At 58.6% G+C, this 19800-nt stretch carries 25 protein-coding genes; all 25 read right to left on the reverse strand.

What is annotated here, in order from left to right; translation table 11 throughout:
- Positions 1-2: 2 nt before the first annotated feature.
- The gene (locus ACRZ9X_RS06215) at positions 3-752 is read right to left on the reverse strand and encodes a biotin--[acetyl-CoA-carboxylase] ligase (RefSeq protein WP_480516894.1); all 750 of its coding nucleotides are present in this window, start codon (positions 750-752) and stop codon (positions 3-5) included.
- Positions 753-806: 54 nt separating this feature from the next.
- Positions 807-2249 (reverse strand): NADH-quinone oxidoreductase subunit NuoN, encoded by a 1443-nt coding sequence (nuoN, locus tag ACRZ9X_RS06220; RefSeq protein ID WP_480516896.1) that lies wholly within the window; start codon positions 2247-2249, stop codon positions 807-809.
- Positions 2250-2264: 15 nt separating this feature from the next.
- Positions 2265-3809, reverse strand: coding sequence for an NADH-quinone oxidoreductase subunit M (locus ACRZ9X_RS06225; RefSeq protein ID WP_480516898.1), 1545 nt, complete (start codon positions 3807-3809; stop codon positions 2265-2267).
- Positions 3809-5944: an NADH-quinone oxidoreductase subunit L gene (nuoL, locus tag ACRZ9X_RS06230; protein ID WP_480516900.1), complete on the reverse strand. Its 2136-nt coding sequence runs from the start codon at positions 5942-5944 to the stop codon at positions 3809-3811. Before nuoL ends, ACRZ9X_RS06225 begins: the two co-directional genes overlap by 1 nt.
- 7 nt (positions 5945-5951) lie before the next feature.
- Positions 5952-6266 carry an NADH-quinone oxidoreductase subunit NuoK gene (gene nuoK, locus ACRZ9X_RS06235; RefSeq protein WP_480516902.1) on the reverse strand — a complete coding sequence of 105 codons (315 nt, stop codon included), beginning with the start codon at positions 6264-6266 and terminating at the stop codon, positions 5952-5954.
- Positions 6263-6811 (reverse strand): hypothetical protein, encoded by a 549-nt coding sequence (locus ACRZ9X_RS06240; protein WP_480516904.1) that lies wholly within the window; start codon positions 6809-6811, stop codon positions 6263-6265. The genes nuoK and ACRZ9X_RS06240 overlap by 4 nt, the downstream gene beginning before the upstream one ends.
- Positions 6808-7410 (reverse strand): NADH-quinone oxidoreductase subunit J, encoded by a 603-nt coding sequence (locus ACRZ9X_RS06245; RefSeq protein ID WP_170752153.1) that lies wholly within the window; start codon positions 7408-7410, stop codon positions 6808-6810. The genes ACRZ9X_RS06240 and ACRZ9X_RS06245 overlap by 4 nt, the downstream gene beginning before the upstream one ends.
- A complete protein-coding gene (locus ACRZ9X_RS06250) occupies positions 7407-7817 on the reverse strand; it encodes a carboxymuconolactone decarboxylase family protein (RefSeq protein ID WP_480516906.1) in 411 nt (136 codons plus the stop codon). Before ACRZ9X_RS06250 ends, ACRZ9X_RS06245 begins: the two co-directional genes overlap by 4 nt.
- The gene (gene nuoI / locus ACRZ9X_RS06255) at positions 7814-8308 is read right to left on the reverse strand and encodes an NADH-quinone oxidoreductase subunit NuoI (protein ID WP_480516908.1); all 495 of its coding nucleotides are present in this window, start codon (positions 8306-8308) and stop codon (positions 7814-7816) included. Before nuoI ends, ACRZ9X_RS06250 begins: the two co-directional genes overlap by 4 nt.
- Positions 8309-8311: 3 nt before the next feature.
- On the reverse strand, positions 8312-8962 hold the full coding sequence (locus ACRZ9X_RS06260; RefSeq protein WP_480516910.1) for a hypothetical protein: 651 nt from the start codon (positions 8960-8962) through the stop codon (positions 8312-8314).
- On the reverse strand, positions 8959-9996 hold the full coding sequence (gene nuoH / locus ACRZ9X_RS06265) for an NADH-quinone oxidoreductase subunit NuoH (protein ID WP_480516912.1): 1038 nt from the start codon (positions 9994-9996) through the stop codon (positions 8959-8961). Before nuoH ends, ACRZ9X_RS06260 begins: the two co-directional genes overlap by 4 nt.
- Positions 9997-10200: 204 nt before the next feature.
- Positions 10201-12222, reverse strand: coding sequence for an NADH-quinone oxidoreductase subunit NuoG (gene nuoG, locus ACRZ9X_RS06270; protein ID WP_480516914.1), 2022 nt, complete (start codon positions 12220-12222; stop codon positions 10201-10203).
- A gap of 3 nt (positions 12223-12225) precedes the next feature.
- Entirely contained in the window at positions 12226-12630 is a 405-nt protein-coding gene (locus tag ACRZ9X_RS06275) for a DUF5333 domain-containing protein (protein WP_480516916.1), read from the reverse strand.
- Positions 12631-12728: 98 nt separating this feature from the next.
- A complete protein-coding gene (locus ACRZ9X_RS06280; protein ID WP_480516918.1) occupies positions 12729-13175 on the reverse strand; it encodes a hypothetical protein in 447 nt (148 codons plus the stop codon).
- On the reverse strand, positions 13124-13540 hold the full coding sequence (locus ACRZ9X_RS06285; protein WP_480516920.1) for an MAPEG family protein: 417 nt from the start codon (positions 13538-13540) through the stop codon (positions 13124-13126). Before ACRZ9X_RS06285 ends, ACRZ9X_RS06280 begins: the two co-directional genes overlap by 52 nt.
- Positions 13541-13545: 5 nt before the next feature.
- Positions 13546-14844: an NADH-quinone oxidoreductase subunit NuoF gene (gene nuoF / locus ACRZ9X_RS06290; RefSeq protein WP_480516922.1), complete on the reverse strand. Its 1299-nt coding sequence runs from the start codon at positions 14842-14844 to the stop codon at positions 13546-13548.
- 7 nt (positions 14845-14851) lie between these two features.
- Positions 14852-15079, reverse strand: a complete 228-nt coding sequence (locus ACRZ9X_RS06295) for a DUF5337 domain-containing protein (RefSeq protein WP_480516924.1) — start codon at positions 15077-15079, stop codon at positions 14852-14854.
- Between the two features lie 30 nt (positions 15080-15109).
- Positions 15110-16222, reverse strand: coding sequence for an NADH-quinone oxidoreductase subunit NuoE (gene nuoE, locus ACRZ9X_RS06300; protein ID WP_480516926.1), 1113 nt, complete (start codon positions 16220-16222; stop codon positions 15110-15112).
- Positions 16222-17445: an NADH-quinone oxidoreductase subunit D gene (locus tag ACRZ9X_RS06305; protein WP_480517298.1), complete on the reverse strand. Its 1224-nt coding sequence runs from the start codon at positions 17443-17445 to the stop codon at positions 16222-16224. Before ACRZ9X_RS06305 ends, nuoE begins: the two co-directional genes overlap by 1 nt.
- A gap of 217 nt (positions 17446-17662) precedes the next feature.
- Entirely contained in the window at positions 17663-17788 is a 126-nt protein-coding gene (locus ACRZ9X_RS06310; protein ID WP_480516928.1) for a hypothetical protein, read from the reverse strand.
- 1 nt (position 17789) lies between these two features.
- A complete protein-coding gene (locus tag ACRZ9X_RS06315) occupies positions 17790-17963 on the reverse strand; it encodes a hypothetical protein (RefSeq protein ID WP_170658736.1) in 174 nt (57 codons plus the stop codon).
- Positions 17963-18568: an NADH-quinone oxidoreductase subunit C gene (locus ACRZ9X_RS06320; RefSeq protein WP_480516930.1), complete on the reverse strand. Its 606-nt coding sequence runs from the start codon at positions 18566-18568 to the stop codon at positions 17963-17965. The genes ACRZ9X_RS06315 and ACRZ9X_RS06320 overlap by 1 nt, the downstream gene beginning before the upstream one ends.
- Entirely contained in the window at positions 18561-18887 is a 327-nt protein-coding gene (locus tag ACRZ9X_RS06325; RefSeq protein WP_480516932.1) for an antibiotic biosynthesis monooxygenase, read from the reverse strand. The genes ACRZ9X_RS06320 and ACRZ9X_RS06325 overlap by 8 nt, the downstream gene beginning before the upstream one ends.
- Positions 18884-19417: a NuoB/complex I 20 kDa subunit family protein gene (locus ACRZ9X_RS06330; protein WP_480516934.1), complete on the reverse strand. Its 534-nt coding sequence runs from the start codon at positions 19415-19417 to the stop codon at positions 18884-18886. The genes ACRZ9X_RS06325 and ACRZ9X_RS06330 overlap by 4 nt, the downstream gene beginning before the upstream one ends.
- Positions 19408-19773, reverse strand: a complete 366-nt coding sequence (locus ACRZ9X_RS06335; protein ID WP_170325678.1) for an NADH-quinone oxidoreductase subunit A — start codon at positions 19771-19773, stop codon at positions 19408-19410. The genes ACRZ9X_RS06330 and ACRZ9X_RS06335 overlap by 10 nt, the downstream gene beginning before the upstream one ends.
- Positions 19774-19800: the final 27 nt, after the last annotated feature.

The raw sequence follows: 19800 nt of genomic DNA on the forward strand, positions 1-19800 counted from the left end.
CCTTAGAAATACACATCCGCCGCCGGTATGCTGACCCGGCCCTTGGCTGTGTTTAGGACAAGATTTCCACTCGCGTCCACGGTTTCAAACGTGCCGACCGTCTCAGTCGCGGCGGTGCGGGCCGTGATAACCTCACCCAGACGCGCAGCACGCGCCAGCCAGGCGGCTCGGATCGGCTCAAAACCGTATGTGACAAACTGCGTCTCATAGCGGGCAAAAGCATCTGCCAGCTCGGTCAGAAAATCTTCGGGAGTAACATCTGCGCCGGTCTCGGACAGCAAAGATACGGGTCTTACTGCACCGGGTTCGACCGCGTGGACGGGCGGTGCTTCGGAAAGGTTCACACCGACCCCGATGGCCAGATGCGAAAGATTGCCACCCTGCCCGGTACTTTCCAGCAGAATACCCGCCAGCTTTCCCCCATTCAGCAACACGTCGTTCGGCCATTTCAACGACAACCCATCGGCCCGTCCGGTTACCGCAACGGTTGCGTCAAACAGGGCCAGGGCAGCCACGAAACTGCGCAGCGCGGCGTCTTCCGGCGTTCCGTTCGGGCGCATCAACAAGGTCGCCGCCAGATTCCCCTTGGGATTGGCCCAGGCCCTGCCCCGGCGTCCTCGGGCAGCAGTCTGGTGATGCGCCATGATCCAGACCGGGCCTTGTGCGGTCGGAGCGATACGCGCGGCTTCGTTCAGGGTGCTGTCGACCTGTTGCAAAACATGCAGGCCGTACCCGTTAGGCCACTGAGTCATGGTAAAAAGGCCCGGTCCATCGACCGAGCCCCCATGTGTTTGATGTGGCCTGCCTCAGTTGACAAGCGTCGCTGCCGCAGCTGCTGCCGCGCCTTCGATACCGAATTGATAAACCACTCCGATCAGCATCATAGCTGCCGAGCCCATCAACGCCACCCACAAAACCGGAGTGGAACGGATCTCGATCGGGTCTTCGTTTTCGGCGCCAAAATACATGTAGAACACGATCCGCAAATAATAGAAGGCCCCAATGACCGATGCGATGGCCGACACAATCACCAGCCCGATCAGATCCGCACTGACACCGGCCTGCCAGACCCCGAACTTGGCGAAGAAACCCAGCATCGGTGGAACGCCAGCAAGGCTGAACATCAGGATCAAAACCGCCAGCGCCTTGCCCGGGTCTCGTTTCGAGAACTGCCGCAACGCGTCGATATCGGTGATGGGTTTGCCGTCGCGCTCCATCATCAGGATAAAGGCGAATGTGCCGATGTTCATGGTGACGTAAATCGCCAGATACATCAGCATCGCCTTGACGCCCATCTCGGTCCCGGCGGCCAGGCCGATCAATGCATAGCCCATATGGGCAATGGACGAAAACGCCATCAGTCGCTTGATATCGCGCTGCCCGATGGCCGCAACTGCGCCTAACAGCATCGACAGGACCGAAAGCAGAACGATCACCTGCTGCCAGTCTTTGACCACTCCGCCAAAGGCGTCGTGCATCAGGCGGGCGAACAGCGCCATGGCCGCCACTTTAGGCGCCGTGGCAAAGAACGCGGTGATCGGGGTCGGCGATCCTTCGTAAACGTCCGGCGTCCACATATGGAACGGTACAGCAGAAACTTTGAACGCCAGTCCCGAAATCATGAAGACCAGGCCGAACAACAGACCGATCGAGACATCGCCATGGTGAACCGTCTGGATAATACCAGAGAACAGCGTGGTGCCGGTGAAACCATAGACCAACGACGCACCGTACAGCAGCAGGCCTGAACTGAGCGCACCCAACACGAAATACTTCAGACCGGCCTCGGTGGATTTGGCGCTGTCACGGCGCAGCGCGGCCACCACGTAAAGCGACAGCGACTGTAGCTCGAGCCCCATATAAAGCGACATCAGATCGCCCGCACTGACCATCATGATCATGCCCACGGCGGCCAAGGCCACCAGCAGCGGGTATTCAAAACGCAGCAAGCCCCGGCGCGACATATAATCCTGGCTCATCAGCAGCACGGCGGCTGCCGATAGCAGGATCGCGACCTTGGCAAACCGAGAGAACCCGTCATCCACGAACATGCCGTTAAACGCCAGATTGGTGCCGTTGCCATTTGTGGCAATCCAGATCGCCAGCAAGGCCATCAGCCCCGAGGTTGCCCAAACCAGAGCTGGGGCAAGCCCGTCCTTTCTGGTGTAGACAGCCCCGATCAGCGCCGCCATCGCATACACGGCCAGAACGATCTCTGGCAGGATTGTCGTCAGATCAGCCTGGATCATGTCTCCAAAGCCTCCTTAATGCGAAGCGGCTGACTGGATCGCAGCCTCAGCCGCGGCCAGAGCCGTGTCATAGTTCGAAATCAGCGCAGCGGTCGATTGCCCGATCACATCGGTTACCAGCGATGGATAAACACCCAGCAGGATGGTCATCACGATCAGCGGCGCAAAGATCAGACGCTCGCGCGAACTCATGTCAGTGATGGCTTTCAGGCTTTCCTTGATCAGGTCGCCAAAGACCACACGGCGATAGAGCCACAGCGCATACCCGGCCGAGAAGATCACGCCGGTCGCGGCGACCGCCGTCACCCATGTGTTGACCTGGAACGCGCCCATCAGGGTCAGGAATTCTCCGATAAACCCGGACGTGCCCGGCAGGCCGACATTGGCCATAGTAAACAGCATGAAGACCAGCGCATAGGCAGGCATGCGAATGACCAAGCCGCCATAAGCCTCGATATCGCGGGTGTGCATCCGGTCATAGATCACGCCGACGCACAGGAAGAGCGCCGCCGAGATAAACCCGTGGCTGAGCATCTGGAAGATCGCACCGTCAATGCCCTGCTGGTTCGCAGCAAAGATGCCCATGGTCACAAAGCCCATATGTGCAACCGAGGAATAAGCGATCAGCTTTTTCATATCCTCCTGCACCAGCGCCACCAGCGAGGTGTAGACCACGGCGATGGCCGACATCCAAAGCACCAGATCGGTCATCACCGCCGAACCCACAGGGAACATCGGCAAGCTGAACCGCAGGAAGCCATAGCCGCCCATTTTGAGCAGGATCGCCGCCAGCACGACCGAGCCCGCCGTCGGGGCCTGAACGTGCGCGTCCGGCAACCAGGTGTGCACCGGCCACATCGGCATTTTCACCGCAAAAGAGGCGAGGAAGGCCAGGAACATCAGCGTCTGCATCCCGCCGACGATATAGACGCCCAACACGCTGAACCCTTCGGACGAGAACTGATGGCTCATCAGCGCCTCGATATCCGTGGTGCCCGCATCGGCATACATTGCCACCATCGCGACCAGCATCAACACCGAGCCGAGGAAGGTATACAGGAAGAACTTGAAGCTCGCGTAAATCCGGTTCGCGCCGCCCCAGATGCCGATAATCAGGAACATCGGGATCAGACCGGCCTCGAAGAACAGGTAGAACAGCACCAGATCCAGCGCCATGAACACGCCTAGCATCAGCGTTTCCAGCAGCAGGAAGGCGATCATGTATTCCTTGACGCGGTCGGTCACGTTCCAACTGGCCAGAATGGTCAGCGGCATGATGAAGGTGGTCAGCAGCACGAACAAAACGCTGATGCCGTCCACGCCCATCTTGTATTTCAGGCCCAGCAGCCACTCACCCTCTTCCACCATCTGGAAGCCGGTGTTGTTGGGGTCAAAGCCGGTATAAATGCCGATGGACACCAGGAAGGTCACGGTCGTCGCCACCAGCGCAACCCATTTGGCATTGCGTTGTGCAGCGGCATCGTCGCCATGCAGGAACAGGGCCAGAATGCCTGCTGCGATGGCGGGAATGAAGGTGACAATAGATAGGATATTGTCCATTAGTGTGCGCCTCCGCCGATCGACATCCAGGTGACAAGGGCAGCAATCCCCAAGACCATCCAGAAGGCGTAAGTAAAGATGTAACCGGTCTGAGCCTTCCCTGCGAGACGGGTGAAGAAGGGCACAACACCCATCGCAATCCCATTCAGGAAGCCATCGATTGTGTTGCCGTCACCGCGCTTCCACAGGAACCGACCAAGCGCCACGGTGGGTTTGACAAAGATCGCATCGTAGATTTCGTCAAAGTACCACTTGTTCAGCAGGAACAGATACAGCGGACGCTGGTTTGCAGCCAGACGCGCGGGCAGCGAGGTGTTCACGATGTAGAACCAGTAGGCCACGATAAACCCAAGCAGCATCGCCACGAAAGGCGAGACTTTGACCCATTTCGGAGCCGCATGTGCATCGTCCAGCACATGGTTTTCCGGACCCATGTAAATCGCGCCCTCACCCGGCTCACCAGCAAAGACATAGTGATGATCGCCATGGGCATCTTTCTCACCATGGCCGTCATCCGCATGGGCGTCCCCGTGGTCATCGTCAGCATGTGCATCATGCGCCGTATCCGCCGCGTGGTCTCCGCCCTCGACGTGTTCCGAGGCCTCAGCGACCGGAATGCCGTAGAACTTGCCTACCTTGTCCGCATGACCAAAGAAGTTGCCGTACCAGATCATCCCGGCAAAGACCGCGCCCAGAGACAGTACACCCAGCGGGATCAGCATGACTTTCGGGCTTTCATGTGCATGCTCATGCGTGTGCTTGTCCCCGCGCGGCTCACCATAGAAGGTCAGGAAGATCAGACGCCAACTGTAGAACGAGGTGAACATCGCCGCGATCACCAGCATCCAGAAGGCATAGCCGGTGCCGCCTGCATAGGCGCTTTCGATGATGGCGTCCTTGGACAGGAACCCGGCAAAGCCGAAGGTGGTCAGCGGAATGCCGACACCGGTGATGGCCAGCGTGCCAATCATCATCGCCCAGAACGTATAGGGGATTTTCTTCCGCAACCCGCCGTATTCAGTCATCTCCTGCTCGTGATGCATCGCGTGGATCACTGAACCGGCCCCGAGGAACAACAGCGCCTTGAAAAACGCATGCGTCAGCAGGTGAAACATCGCCGCTGAATACATGCCGACGCCAGCGGCAACGAACATATACCCCAGCTGAGAACAGGTCGAATACGCAATGACTCGCTTGATGTCCGTCTGCACCAGACCCACGGTCGCCGCAAAGAACGCGGTCGAGGCCCCAAGGAAGGTGATGAACCCGGTCGCACCCGGCGCGAACTCCATCAACGGCGACATGCGGCACACAAGGAACACACCCGCCGTCACCATGGTCGCGGCGTGGATCAGGGCCGACACAGGCGTCGGGCCTTCCATCGCGTCGGGCAACCAAGTGTGCAGGATCAACTGCGCCGATTTGCCCATCGCGCCGATGAACAGCAGGACGCAGATCACCTCAACCGCGGTCCACTCGCCCCACAGGAAATGCAGCTGCGTTTCCGAAAGCGTCGAGGCCGAGGCGAAGATGTCCGAAAAGTTGATACTGTCGGTCAGGAAGAACAGCGCAAAGATACCAAGCGCAAAGCCAAAGTCACCGACCCGGTTGACGATAAACGCCTTCATCGCCGCCGCATTGGCCGATGGCTTGCGATAGTAGAACCCGATCAGCAGATACGAGGCGACGCCCACGCCCTCCCAGCCAAAGAACATCTGAACCAGATTGTCCGCCGTCACCAGCATCAGCATCGCGAAGGTGAAGAAGGACAGATAGGCAAAGAAACGCGGCTTATAGCTTTCGCCCTCGCGCCATTGCGGGTCGTGATCCATGTAGCCGAAGGAATAGAGGTGAACCAGCGCCGAGACCGTCGTCACCACGATCAGCATGATCGCGGTCAGCCGGTCCAGACGGATGGCCCAGCTTGTCGACAGCGAACCGCTTTCGATCCAGCGCATGATCTCGATCTGTTGGGTAACGCCATCGAAGGTGAAGAACACGATCCACGACAGCAGACAGGCCAGAAACAGAAGGCCCGTTGCGGTCCACATGGCCGCCTTCTCGCCAATAAAGCGCCAGCCGAACCCGCAGAGCAGCGCGCCCACCAGAGGGGCAAAGAGGATGGTGGTTTCCATAGTTCTCTTAGCCCTTCATCATATTGACGTCTTCAACCGCGATGGTGCCACGGTTGCGGAAGAAGCAGACCAGAATGGCCAAACCAATCGCCGCCTCGGCCGCCGCGACGGTCAGCACGAACAGCGTAAACACCTGCCCAACCAGATCGCCATATCCAACGACAGAACTGGAGAACGCCACCAGGTTGATATTCACCGCCAACAGAATCAGTTCGATGCTCATCAGCAGGATGATGACGTTCTTGCGGTTCAGAAAGAGACCGAAAATGCCGATGACGAACAGCGTCGCCGCGACCGTAAGATAGTGTTCAAGTCCGATCATAGCTTCGCTCCTGGCGAGTCGGGGTAGTAGAGTTTGCAGCCGCAGGTGTAGTCGATGCGCTTGTGGTCTTTGGTTCGAGCAAAGAAATTTCTGAGTTCTTTCGTGAATGAGTAACGGTTATCGGTCGCAACCTCTTGAACATCGGAAACCGTTGTTTCCGGAGTCAGCCCAATTTCTCCAAGCGGTTTTTGGATTAGGTCAATGGAACTCGGCGTGTAGCCGGCGATTTCCGAAGTGTAGTGCAACCCATCCACGACGATGCCCGTTCCGTCAGTGCAATTCATGAAGAAAAGGCTTTCATCCGGGCTGCAACCTTCACCACTATGGATGCGTTGGCCGATACGTCCATTTCCAATATCGACAACCGGTTTGCCGCCGAAGATCGCAAATTGACCTCTGCCGCCATTTCGAAAGCTGCAATCAGGCATAACCTTCTTCATCTTGAAGCCTTCGTTTTGCGCGGCACTTTGGCAGGCAATGGCACCCGTCGAAAGCGAGACAAGGCAGCTTGTTACGGCCACTACTTTTGAAAGTTCGTGTCTCACAACCCCTGCCCCGGCTTCACGTCCTTCAACTCCATCGCCTTGGCCGGGTCGCGCATCATCTGGCCGATGATGTCCTGACGCTTGATGTCCTGACGGTGGCGCAGCGTCAAAACAATGGCACCGATCATCGCCACCAGCAGGATCAGGCCCGCAAGCTGGAACAGAAGGAAGTATTGATCGTAAAGGATGACACCCAGCGCCTCGGTATTGTGGCGGTCTGTTGGGACCGGCTGGGCCAGATTGGCCTCAACGCCTTGCGCGCTGTCCCATGCTCCGAAAGCCATGACGAACTGCATAAGAATAACCAGACCGATCAGCAGAGCCAGCGGCATATAGCGCGCCATCTCGGCCTTCAGCTCGGCAAAGTCCACGTCCAGCATCATCACCACGAACAGGAACAGGACCGCGACCGCGCCGACGTAGACAATGATCAGCAGCATCGCCACGAACTCGGCCCCAAGCAGAACGAACAGCCCCGCCGAGGACAGGAAGGACAGGATCAGCCACAGCACCGAATGTACCGGCTGGCGGCTGATCACTGTGAACAGGCCGCCGGTGATGGCGCTGATGGCAAACAGGTAGAAGGCAAAGACGGTCATTGATCCTCATCCTCGTTGTCGCCCAGAACCTCTTGCGCCAGATCCAGCGCGCGGGTCATGGCCGGGATGCCAGCAAAGACCGACATCTGCCCGATCGTTTCCACGATCTCTTGTTTCTTGGCGCCCGCCTCAAGCGCATGGCGCACCGTTTGGCGTACCGCTGTATCCGCCTGCGCACCCTGACAGGTCAACCCGGCCAGCGTCAGCAGCAGACGGGTCTTGGCGTCCAACCCGTCGGTGTTGACGGTGTTGCCGAACATCATCTCCATGACCTCTTTCGGCATGGTCGGCCAAAGCGCCTCGAACCCCTTGGGCGAGAAATTCTCCATCGCCGGGTTCATCGCCTTGGCCATGTCCTGCGCCTGCTTCATCATCAGTTCAAACGGATTTGTCGGCGTGTCACTCATCTGTACGGCGCGTCCATTTCCAGATTGCGGGCGATCTCGGCTTCCCAGCGTTCACCGTTATCCAGCAGTTTTTCCTTGTCGTAGAACAGCTCTTCGCGGGTCTCCGTTGCGAATTCGAAGTTGGGGCCTTCGACGATGGCATCGACCGGGCAGGCTTCTTGGCAGAAGCCACAATAGATGCACTTGGTCATGTCGATGTCATAACGCGTGGTGCGGCGGCTGCCGTCTTCGCGCGGTTCGGCATCAATGGTGATGGCCTGCGCCGGGCAAATCGCCTCGCACAGTTTGCACGCGATGCAGCGTTCCTCACCGTTCGGATACCGGCGCAGGGCATGCTCGCCACGAAAACGAGGGGACAGAGGACCCTTTTCATGCGGGTAGTTTATGGTCGCCTTAGGGGCGAAGAAGTACTTCATCCCCAGTTTGAAGCCGACCCAGAAGTCCTGCAGAAGGAAGTATTTGGCAGCGCGGGTGTAGTCGATTTGAGTCATGGGTCAGCCTGCCTCCTCGCAACGTCCGATTGTGTCTTTGGTGATGATACGCACTTGGTCAGCGACGTCGGGCGACGCCGGGTCAACGGAAAGAACTCGCCGATGAAATTCAGTAATTTTCCTACATTCCATAGATTCGAATTGCGAATATAGTTTGCCCTTAACTAGAGAAATCACTTCGTGGGCCGTCGAAGTTTCCGGAACCTCGAGCTCGCCTGTGTCAATTGCCGTCACTAAGAATTGCTCAACCAATATACGGTCTTGCGACGTGGGGCTAAGGCACTCTGTCAACTGTAAAAGTGCTGTCACGCTTCCTTTTAGTTTTTCCGGAACAGGCTCCTTGTCTTCTATCTGGTCTGTGTAGAACGCCATATCCAGAACAAGTTCAGTAAGTAACTCATGCCCGAGAACTACTTTATGAAAGGCCAAATACTGATCTTGGGGAAAAACCGGGTCTCTGGAATGTTTGTGAGTCGCCAACCTCTCTGCCAGGCCTTTGTTGTATTTGGACACGAAATCAATCTCGGCAGGGCAAAATCTTTGAGCCAATTCAAACGAGTTTTGCACTTGTTGTGGAGAAGTTTCATCCGCTTTGGCGGCAAGACTGCCACCCATGATCGCGAAAACTATCAAGAGGTTTCGAAGGTCCATCATCCCCCCACGCTCCAACGCGCAAACGCGCCCCAGAACCAGTCGAATTTCGCGGCAAAGGCCACAAACACCACCCAAGCCAGCGAGAACGGCAGGAACACTTTCCAGCCCAGCCGCATCAGCTGGTCATAGCGGTAGCGGGGTGTGATCGCCTTAACCATCGAGAAGATGAAGAAGAAGAACGCCATCTTGGCGACCATCCACAGCACGCCATCGGGCAGGCCGGGGATCGGGGACAGCCAGCCGCCGAAGAACAGCAGCGAGATCAGGGCGCACATCAGGAAGATCGCGATGTACTCACCAGCCATGAACAATAGGAACATGGTCGCGGAGTACTCCACCTGATACCCGGCCACCAGCTCGGATTCCGCCTCGGGCAGGTCGAAGGGTGGACGGTTGGTCTCGGCCAGAGCCGAGATGAAGAACAGGAAGACCATCGGGAAATGCGGCAGCCAGTACCAGCCGAAGAAACCGTAGCCGGTATCCTGCGCACCGACGATCGCGCCGAAATTCATCGACCCGGTCGAGATGATCACGCCGATGATGATCAGACCAATGGACACTTCGTATGAGATCATCTGCGCCGCCGAGCGCAGCGAGCCGAGGAACGGATACTTTGAGTTTGACGCCCAACCGCCCATAATCACGCCATAAACCTCCAACGAGGACACGGCAAAAACATACAGAACCGCGACGTTCAGGTCAGACAGCACCCAGCCATCATTGAAGGGGATCACAGCCCAGGCGATCAGCGACAGAACAAAGCTGGTCATCGGGGCCAGAATGAACACCGAGCGGTCAGCCCCGGCAGGGATCACGACCTCTTTCACCACATATTTAAGCGCGTCGGCCACCGATTGCAGGATGCCGTAGACACCAACCACGTTGGGGCCGCGACGCATCTGAACCGCAGCCCAGATCTTGCGATCGCCATAGACAAGGAACAACAGCGAGATCATCACAAAGGCCACAACGGCAAGCACTTGCGCCAGAATGATGATGGCTATTCCGCCTGGGGTGTTAAAGAAATCTGCCATTGGTCCTCACACCGTGGGTATTCTGTTGTCCGCATGCGATGCAAAGGCCAGATGCCTGCGCGATCTGCGGCTGGGTCGGCGCGTTGGTGTAAACAGCATCTGATGCTGCAGCGCCACCCTTAATCTTGGGGTCCACACGCATTTCAAGCGCGGCTATCTGCCGCCCGGCCGCCGCGCCTGGGTGCGATATGAAACAGATTTGTGTCATTCCGCCGCGATCTTCCCGGATTTGCGACCCTGCGCCTGCGCCGACAACTCGGCCATCAGTTGTGAGGCACGGGCAATCGGGTTGGTCAAATAGAAATCCTTGACCGAATAGCGGAAGGTGGCTTTGCCCAGTGGTCCGGCATTGAGGACCTGACCCTCATTCTCTATCACCGTATCGACCTGTGCCAGATGAGGAACGGCCTCAATCAGTGCCGTGCGCAGTTGCGCCAGCGAGTCGAAGGGCAGTGTTGCGCCCAATTCTGCGGATAGCGCGCGCAGGATCGCCCAGTTCTCCTTGGCCTCACCGGGCGCAAATCCGGCGCGCATGGCCAGTTGCGGACGGCCCTCGGTGTTCACGAACAGGCCGTTTTCTTCTGTATAGGCTGCGCCCGGCAGGATCACATCGGCGCGGTGCGCGCCCCGGTCTCCATGGCTGCCCTGATAGATGACGAATGCCCCGTCGCCGATCTCGACCTCATCCGCGCCCAGATTGTAGATTACGTCTGCCGCGCTGACCGCGTCCATGCCGCCTTCGTTTGTGGCGTCCACATCCATCGCACCGACGCGCGACGCGGCAGTATGCAGGATGATCAGGCCACTTTCGGTATTCGCGGCAATGGTTTGCGCAGCGGCCAGAACGGCGGCCCCATCGGCCTCTTGCAGGGCACCCTGGCCCACGATGACCAGCGAGGGCTTGCCCTTGATCTCATCATCGCCGCCCATATCGACCACCTTCTGCAAGGCCGCTCGGTCGTCGCCGACATGGTGGTAGTCATAGGTCAGATCGACCGCAGGCCCGACCAGAGCGACCTCGGCCCCATGCGCCCACGCCTTGCGGATACGCGCGTTCAGAACCGGGGCTTCATCGCGCGGGTTGGTGCCGATCAGCAGGATGCGTTCGGCCGTATCGATATCTTCAATCGCGGCGGTCCCGGCATAGGCCGCGCGATTGCCCGCGGGCAGCTTGGCCCCGTCGGTGCGGCATTCGACAACGCCGCCCTGCCCCTCGATCATCTGTTTCAGCGCAAACGCCGCCTCGACCGGAGACAAGTCACCAACGATGCCCGCAGGTTTGCTGGCCCCTTTCAGCGCCTCGGCGGCTTTGGTCAGCGCCTCGGGCCACGTTGCCCGGCGCAGTTTGCCATTCTCGCGCACATATGGCCGGTCCAGACGCTGGCGACGCAGCCCGTCCCAGACAAAGCGGGTCTTGTCGCTGATCCATTCCTCGTTCACGCCGTCATGGTTGCGCGGCAGGAATCGCATCACCTCGCGCCCTTTTGTATCCACGCGGATGTTCGAGCCCAGAGCGTCCATTACATCGATGCTCTCGGTCTTGGTCAGCTCCCACGGACGGGCGGTGAAGGCATAGGGCTTCGAGGTCAGCGCCCCAACCGGGCACAGGTCGATGATGTTGCCCTGCAAGTTCGAATCCAGCGTCTGGTTCAGATACGAGGTGATCTCGGCATCTTCGCCGCGCCCGGTCTGGCCCATCTGGGTGATGCCCGCGACCTCAGTCGTGAAGCGCACGCAACGGGTGCAGCTGATGCAGCGTGTCATCGCGGTGCCGACCAGCGGTCCCAAATCCAGATCATCCACCGCCCGCTTGGCTTCCTTGAACCGTGTGCCCGACAGACCATAGGCCATCGCCTGATCCTGCAGGTCGCATTCGCCGCCCTGATCGCAGATCGGGCAATCCAACGGGTGGTTGATCAGCAAGAACTCCATCACCCCTTCGCGGGCCTTCTTGACCATGGGCGAGTTCGTCTTGACCTGAGGGGCCTGCCCCTCGGGCCCCGGGCGCAGGTCACGAACTTGCATGGCGCAGGACGCGGCAGGCTTGGGCGGGCCGCCCACGACCTCGACCAGACACATCCGGCAGTTGCCGGCAATCGAAAGGCGCTCGTGATAGCAAAAGCGCGGCACCTCGACCCCGGCCTGCTCGCACGCCTGAATCAGGGTCATCGCGCCATCGACTTCAATTTCCTGCCCGTCGATATTGATCTTGCGGAGGTCAGACATCGCCTAGTTCGCCCTCAAATACACGCCAATGGCGCTGTTTCTTTCGATCTCTTTCTGCCCCAGCGTGCAGAAAGTGTTCGGATTTTCGTAAGTGACGCCGTTTTGCGCCAAATAGGCCTCGCCTTTGGCGCGCATCCGGTCCTTTTCAGTATCCGAATCCACATAGGCCCGGATTTCCTTGTCCGAATATCCCAGTTTGTTCGCCTTGGACCTCAGGTCCCACATCACACCAATCGCTTTCAACCGACGCCCGCTGATCGAAGGGCAGTACTCGGAAATCTCATTTGCGACGGCGATGTAATAGAGTTCGTTGTCGATCTCTTTGACCTCGCGCAAAGGAGGCTTGGCTTCAGCAGCCGCAGGGACCACCAGCAAAGACAACACCGCACAGAGTTTCGCACCAGACATGAAAAATCCTTTCGTTTTGGAAGAACCAAAACGAACGAGACCAGCACTGTTATGCAATAACAGCCCAAATGCGCCAGCCTGATATGCGAACCATTGCCTCATGGTCGCTGACACCGTCCGATGAAGGTCAGCTTATCGTCGCTGATGCGCAGCTTCTGAGGTTCGGTATCCGGCCCAACAGACCACACAATTCTGGAAGACCCGAAATTCTGAATGCAGAACTTGGTCCCCTCAAAGCGCCCCGCCTCGCGCGCGCCTTTCAGCGATTTGGATACGCCGGTCACCACGACGGTGAAATCCGTGGGCGACGCTTTTTTGTCAACGGGCTTGGCCTTCGCCCGAAACGATTTCCCATCAAAGACGATCTGATCTTCCGATGATTTCACGATACCGCACGCGGTCACCAATCCAAGCGCAACAACCGCCACCTGCAGCCGCAGAAGGCTCGCCCGCAATCCGGCCCGTCCGATATGTTGACAACCAAGGCCCCCCATCAGAACGCCGCCACCAATGCCATGATGCCCGTAATGAACATGCAGGCCCATCCCACAACATAGAGAACAGATCGTAAGCCACTGTTAGGACGACCTATTCCTCGAATATGGACAAACAGCATCGCCAGACGTGCCAGCAGTGCGACCGAAGCCAGAAGGTTCACCCAGAACGGGCTGGCCCCCATCAATATGGCAGCAACCGTGACCGCCACGAAAGCCGGCAGTGTCTCGGTTCCATTCAGATAGGCACGGTTCAGGCGATAGGCCTTGTCGGAATAGTCCTGATCCGGCGTCGCGCCCGGGGCGAGGCCCTTGCCTTGCTTGGCCAGCGCCGTAAACGGCGCCAGGAACAATACGATTAGCGCGAAAATCACCAGCGATGCGACCGCGTGACCATATTCAGCTAGAACGTCCATCAGCCCTACTCCGCCGCCATCGCGCCCATGCGGCCCGATTTCTGCGCCTTGATGCGGTCTTCGATCTCTTCGCGGAAATTGCGGATCAGGCCCTGGATCGGCCAGGCTGCCGCGTCGCCTAGGGCGCAGATCGTATGTCCTTCGACCTGTTTGGTCACATCAAACAGCATGTCGATCTCTTCCAGTTCCGCCTCACCGCGCACCAGACGGTCCATCACGCGCATCATCCAGCCGGTGCCTTCGCGGCACGGCGTACACTGACCGCAGCTTTCGTGCTTGTAGAATTTCGACAGCCGCCAGATCGCCTTGATGATATCTGTGGATTTGTCCATCACGATCACCGCCGCCGTGCCCAGGCCCGAGCCCAACTCGCCCCGCAGATAATCAAAATCCATGATCGCATCGCGCATATTCTCACCGCGCACGCAAGGCACCGAGGATCCGCCGGGGATCACCGCCAGCAAATTGTCCCAACCGCCGCGAATACCGCCGCAATGGGTTTCGATCAGTTGCTCGAACGGGATCGACATCGCCTCTTCGACCACACATGGGTTGTTCACATGGCCCGAGATCGCGAACAGCTTGGTACCTGCGTTGTTCTGCCGGCCAAAGCCCGCGAACCAATCCGCGCCCCGGCGCAGGATCGTCGGCACAACGGCAATCGATTCCACGTTGTTCACCGTGGTCGGACAACCATACAGCCCCGCCCCCGCCGGGAATGGAGGTTTCATCCGCGGCATACCCTTCTTGCCCTCAAGGCTTTCGATCAGGGCGGTTTCCTCACCGCAGATATAAGCTCCAGCACCGTGATGCAGGAACAGGTCGAAATCCCAGCCCGAGCCAGCGGCGTTTTTGCCCAGAAGACCGGCGTCATACGCCTCATCAATCGCGGCCTGCAGCGCCTCACGCTCGCGGATATACTCGCCGCGCAGGTAGATGTAGCAGGTATGCGCATTCATCGCGAAGGACGCGATCAGGCAGCCTTCGATCAACGTATGCGGATCATGGCGCATGATCTCGCGATCCTTGCAGGTGCCGGGCTCGGATTCGTCGGCATTCACCACCAGATACGAGGGGCGACCGTCGCTTTCCTTGGGCATAAACGACCATTTCAGACCGGTCGGAAAACCCGCCCCGCCCCGACCGCGCAACCCGGAATCCTTCATTGTCTGGATAATCCAGTCGCGGCCCTTGTCGATCAGGCCAGCGGTGCCGTCCCAATGCCCCCGGGCCTGCGCGCCTTTCAGAGTGCGCTCATGCATCCCGTAGATGTTGGTAAAGATCCTGTCCTGATCCTTCAGCATGGCTCAGTTACCCTTGGCTATCCTGACGCATGCGCCAGAGTTGAAAAATGTTGACACCCGCATAGATGAACCCTGCCAGAGCGGCAAAATCAAAAAGCAGCGCATAGCGCCCGGGCATACCCAACGCGGGACCGATGAACATGGTCGCGCCAAGCCAGATCACCATCGTCACCGCAATGACGATGCCGACATGGCGGCCCTTTCGGGCTATGGCCTGTTCCGTATCCTTGTCCATCTTCCCCCGATGCCCCTGCGGGCACCTGTCCTAGTCTTCGTAAGTGCCGTCTTCCTTGGCACGTTTGGCAAACTCGGTCTGGTCCCCAACCGCCAGCCTGGCCGCCTGTTCGATCCAGCCGTCGCGTTCGATCCGGCCCTTGAACTTCAGGCGCGCATCCACCCAGGCCACATGCGCAGGCGTCCAGGCGGCGATCTGGTCGTAGTGATAAAAGCCCAGACCGTTGAGCGTCTCTTCCAGCTTCGGCCCGACCCCTTTCAGCAGCTTGAGGTCGTCCGGCAAGCCTCCACGCGCCTCAGTCAGCGTCCGGGGTTTGTCTTCCTTGACCTGTTCCTGCGCGGCCTTGGCCTCTTCGGCCTGCTTAACGGCAGGTTTCGCGGGCTCAGGCGCTTTGGGCGGTTCTGACGCGGCCGAGGCTCCGGCCTGTTTGCCGTCTTTCCCAAGCCACGGCGTCAGGATCGGGACCTCGGTCCCGTCAATGCGCTTGACCGTATCGCCCAGACCCGTCGCCAGGGCCACACTGGCATTGTGGTCCGGCTTACCGGCCTCATGCTCGGTCAGGCTGGTCAACCCTTTCAATGGCTCCGCCGCATAGCGACCGTTCTGCGGGCCCGGCGTCGGAACATTGCCCGCCGACAGATCGTCGATAATCTTGCCAAAGCTCTCGGCGGTCAGGTCCTCATAATAATCCTTGCCGATCTGAGCCATCGGCGCATTGGTGCAGGAACCGAGGCATTCGACCTCTTCCCAGCTCAGCTTGCCATCGGCGGATAGTGCGTGCGGTTTCGCGGCAATCTTGTCCTTACAAACCGAAATCAGGTCCTCAGCCCCGCAAATCATGCAGGAGGTCGTGCCGCACACCTGAATATGCGCCACCGACCCAACTGGTTGGAGTTGGAACATGAAGTAGAACGAGGCGACCTCGAGCACACGGATATAGGCCATGCCCAGCATATCGGCGACGGATTCAATCGCCGGACGGGACAGCCACCCCTCCTGCTCCTGCGCGCGCCACAGCAGAGGGATCACCGCACTGGCCTGACGGCCTTCGGGGTATTTGGTGATCTGAGCCTCAGCCCATTGCTGGTTGGCAGCGGTAAAGGCAAAGCTTTCGGGTTGTTCGGGGTGAAGACGGCGGAGCATTAGCGGTCAATCTCTCCAAATACGACGTCCATGGTGCCGATAATCGCGGCGACATCAGCCAGTTGGTGGCCTCCGGCGACATGGTCCATGGCTTGCAGGTGCAGGAACCCCGGCGCGCGCAGCTTGGCGCGGTAGGGCTTGTTGGTGCCGTCGGCGACCAGATAGACGCCAAACTCGCCCTTGGGGGCTTCGACGGCGGCATAGACCTCGCCCGCGGGGACGTGGAAGCCTTCGGTATAGAGCTTGAAGTGATGGATCAGGCTTTCCATCGAGGTTTTCATGTCCGAGCGTTTCGGCGGGGTGATCTTGCCACGCGCCAGAACATCTCCGGGGCAGTCGCGGATTTTGGCGATAGCCTGACGGATGATCAGCAGTGACTGGCGCATTTCTTCCATGCGCACCAGATAGCGGTCATAGCAGTCGCCATTCTTACCGACGGGGATCTGGAATTCGAACTCGTTATAGCATTCATAGGGCTGCGCGCGGCGTAGGTCCCATGCGAGGCCCGAGCCACGGACCATCACGCCCGAGAAGCCGTATTTCTGGATGTCATCCTCGGTCACGACGCCAATATCGGCGTTGCGCTGTTTGAAGATGCGGTTTTCGGTCAGCAGACCGTCAATGTCGTCCAAAACGGCAGGGAACTCGTGGCTCCAAGCCTCGATATCGTCCAGCAATTCCGGCGGCAGATCCTGATGGACGCCACCGGGACGGAAATAGGCGGCGTGCAGGCGGGCGCCACAGGCACGCTCATAGAACACCATCAGCTTTTCGCGTTCTTCAAAGCCCCAAAGCGGTGGAGTCAGGGCACCCACGTCCATCGCCTGCGTGGTCACGTTCAGCAGGTGGTTCAGAATGCGCCCAATCTCGGAATACAGAACCCGGATCAGCGAGCCCCGGCGCGGCACCTCGACTCCGGTCAGCTTTTCGATGGCCAGACACCAGGCATGTTCCTGATTCATCGGGGCCACGTAATCCAGACGGTCGAAATACGGCAGGTTCTGCAGATACGTCCGGCTTTCCATCAGCTTTTCGGTACCACGGTGCAGCAAGCCGATATGAGGGTCGCAGCGCTCGACGATCTCGCCGTCCAGCTCAAGCACAAGGCGCAAAACACCATGTGCCGCAGGGTGTTGCGGACCGAAGTTGATGTTGAAATTGCGGATCTTCTGCTCGCCGCTCAGCGCATCCGAGCTGCCGTCATCATATCTTGAGCCGTCCATCATCAGACCTCAGAATATCGTCGCTCTGCACGAGCGATAGTTGTAACAATTAGTGCTACAGGTCCAATCATTGGCAACAAGCAAAGCGCTACGCGGCTTGCTGGAACCCCTTGGATGCGAAGCACAATCAACAGTGGGGCGAGCAAAGAAACATACATGCCCAAGCCAACGGACAAGACGGTCAATAAATCGAGAAATGACACTTCGACAAAGTCCATCAGCGACGCCCCCGTTTCTTCTTTGCTTCGGCCCGTACCCGGACCTTTTCAGCTTCGGTCGCTTTGGCTGCGGCCCCTGCCAGCAGAACGCCCAAAGCGCCCAGAATGATCAGTTCGCCTATCATATCAGAGGCGCTCCAACTCTTGCAGCTTGATCCCGACCCACCACAGCAGCGCGATCGTTCCAAACGGAACCAAACATAGAAGGCACCAGTATTTGTTGATCCCGAAAAACGGCAAAATCTTCACCATCGGGATGATGGTCAGTGCAGATAGGATCAACCACCAGATGCCGCCCATTATTCGGACTCCTGCTTCTCATCCCCTGGCAGAATATAATTCGCACCCTCCCATGGGCTCATGAAATCAAACTGCCGGTATTCCTGAACCAGCGACACGGGTTCGTAGACCACGCGCTTTTTCGCCTCGTCATAGCGGACCTCGGTATAGCCGGTGGTCGGGAAATCCTTACGCAGCGGATGACCGCGAAAGCCATAGTCGGTCAGAATGCGCCGCAGGTCCGGGTGTCCCGAGAACAGGATGCCGAACATGTCGAACACCTCACGCTCGAACCAGTTGGCCGAGGGGTGAATATCGACGATCGAGGGCACCATGTCTTCTTCGCGGATCGAAACCCGCAGGCGGATGCGCTGGTTCTGGTACATCGACAGGAAGTGATAGACCACATCGAACCGTTTGGCCCGTTCGGGGTAATCGACGCCAGTGATATCGACCAGTGACGAGAACTTGCAACTTTGGTCGGATTTCAGGAATTCAACGAATTCCACAAGGTTCGACGGGGCCACATCGACGTTCAGCTCGCCATGGGTCACATCCCATGACAGAACACAATCTGCCCTCTTCAGCTCAAGCTGCGCGCCGAGTTCTTTGAGCGCTTCACTCATTGCGGCCCTCCTGCAAAACTTCGTCATAGAACGTAGCTTCTGCGTCGTAAGACTTGAAAAACTTCGCCATAAAGTCGGGCATAACCGTCTTTGCGACGTCCTCGCCCGCATAGGTCGCAATGGCGGCCATGTCACGCCATTTGCTCAGCACCACGACATGGCAGGGATCCTGATCGCGCCGGACTTGGAAGGACACGCTTTCGAACCCTTCCACGGCGCGCATGCCGGGGAGCGCACGCGTCCGAAAGGTACCGACCCACTCGGCAACATCGTCTCGGGCAACCACAGCCTCCCAGCGCCTGACAACCGGATCACTCATCGCACGATCGTTCCTGTACGACGGATTTTGCGTTGCAACTGCATCAGGCCATACAGCAGCGCCTCAGCGGTCGGAGGGCAGCCGGGCACGTAGATATCCACCGGAACGATACGGTCACAGCCACGCACGACCGAATAGGAATAGTGGTAGTAGCCGCCGCCGTTGGCGCAGGACCCCATCGAGATCACATAGCGCGGCTCGGGCATCTGGTCGTAGACCTTTCGCAGGGCCGGGGCCATTTTGTTGGTAAGGGTGCCAGCGACGATCATCACATCTGACTGACGCGGGGACGCGCGCGGAGCGATACCGAACCGTTCCGCATCATAGCGCGGCATCGAGGTATGCATCATCTCAACTGCGCAACACGCCAGACCAAAGGTCATCCAGTGCAACGAACCAGTGCGCGCCCAGTTGATGATGTCCTCGGTCGAAGTCAGCAGGAAACCTTTGTCCTGCAATTCCGCATTCAGGGCCTGGGTGGCGACTTCTTTATCGACGCCGGTGGCGTTTGCACCCGTCATCACTCCCATTCCAGCGCCCCCTTCTTCCACTCATAGGCAAAGCCGATGGTCAGCACGGCCAGAAACACCATCATGGACCAGAAGCCCACATCGCTGATGTCCTTGAAGCCCACGGCCCAGGGAAACAGGAACGCAATCTCCAGATCGAAGATGATGAACAGAATCGAGACCAGATAGAATCGGACATCGAACTTCATCCGCGCATCATCGAATGCGTTGAATCCACATTCATATGCGCTGACCTTCTCGGGGTCGGGATTGCGGACGGCCAGTACCACAGCCGCCAGAATCAGGACGATTCCAAGGCCCACGGCAACGGCCAGAAACACCAGAATCGGGAGGTACTCCCGCAGCAGGTCTTCCACGTATAGCTCCTTTCCTGCGCATGCCCC

The organism is Ruegeria sp. AL1 (genome assembly GCF_056540905.1).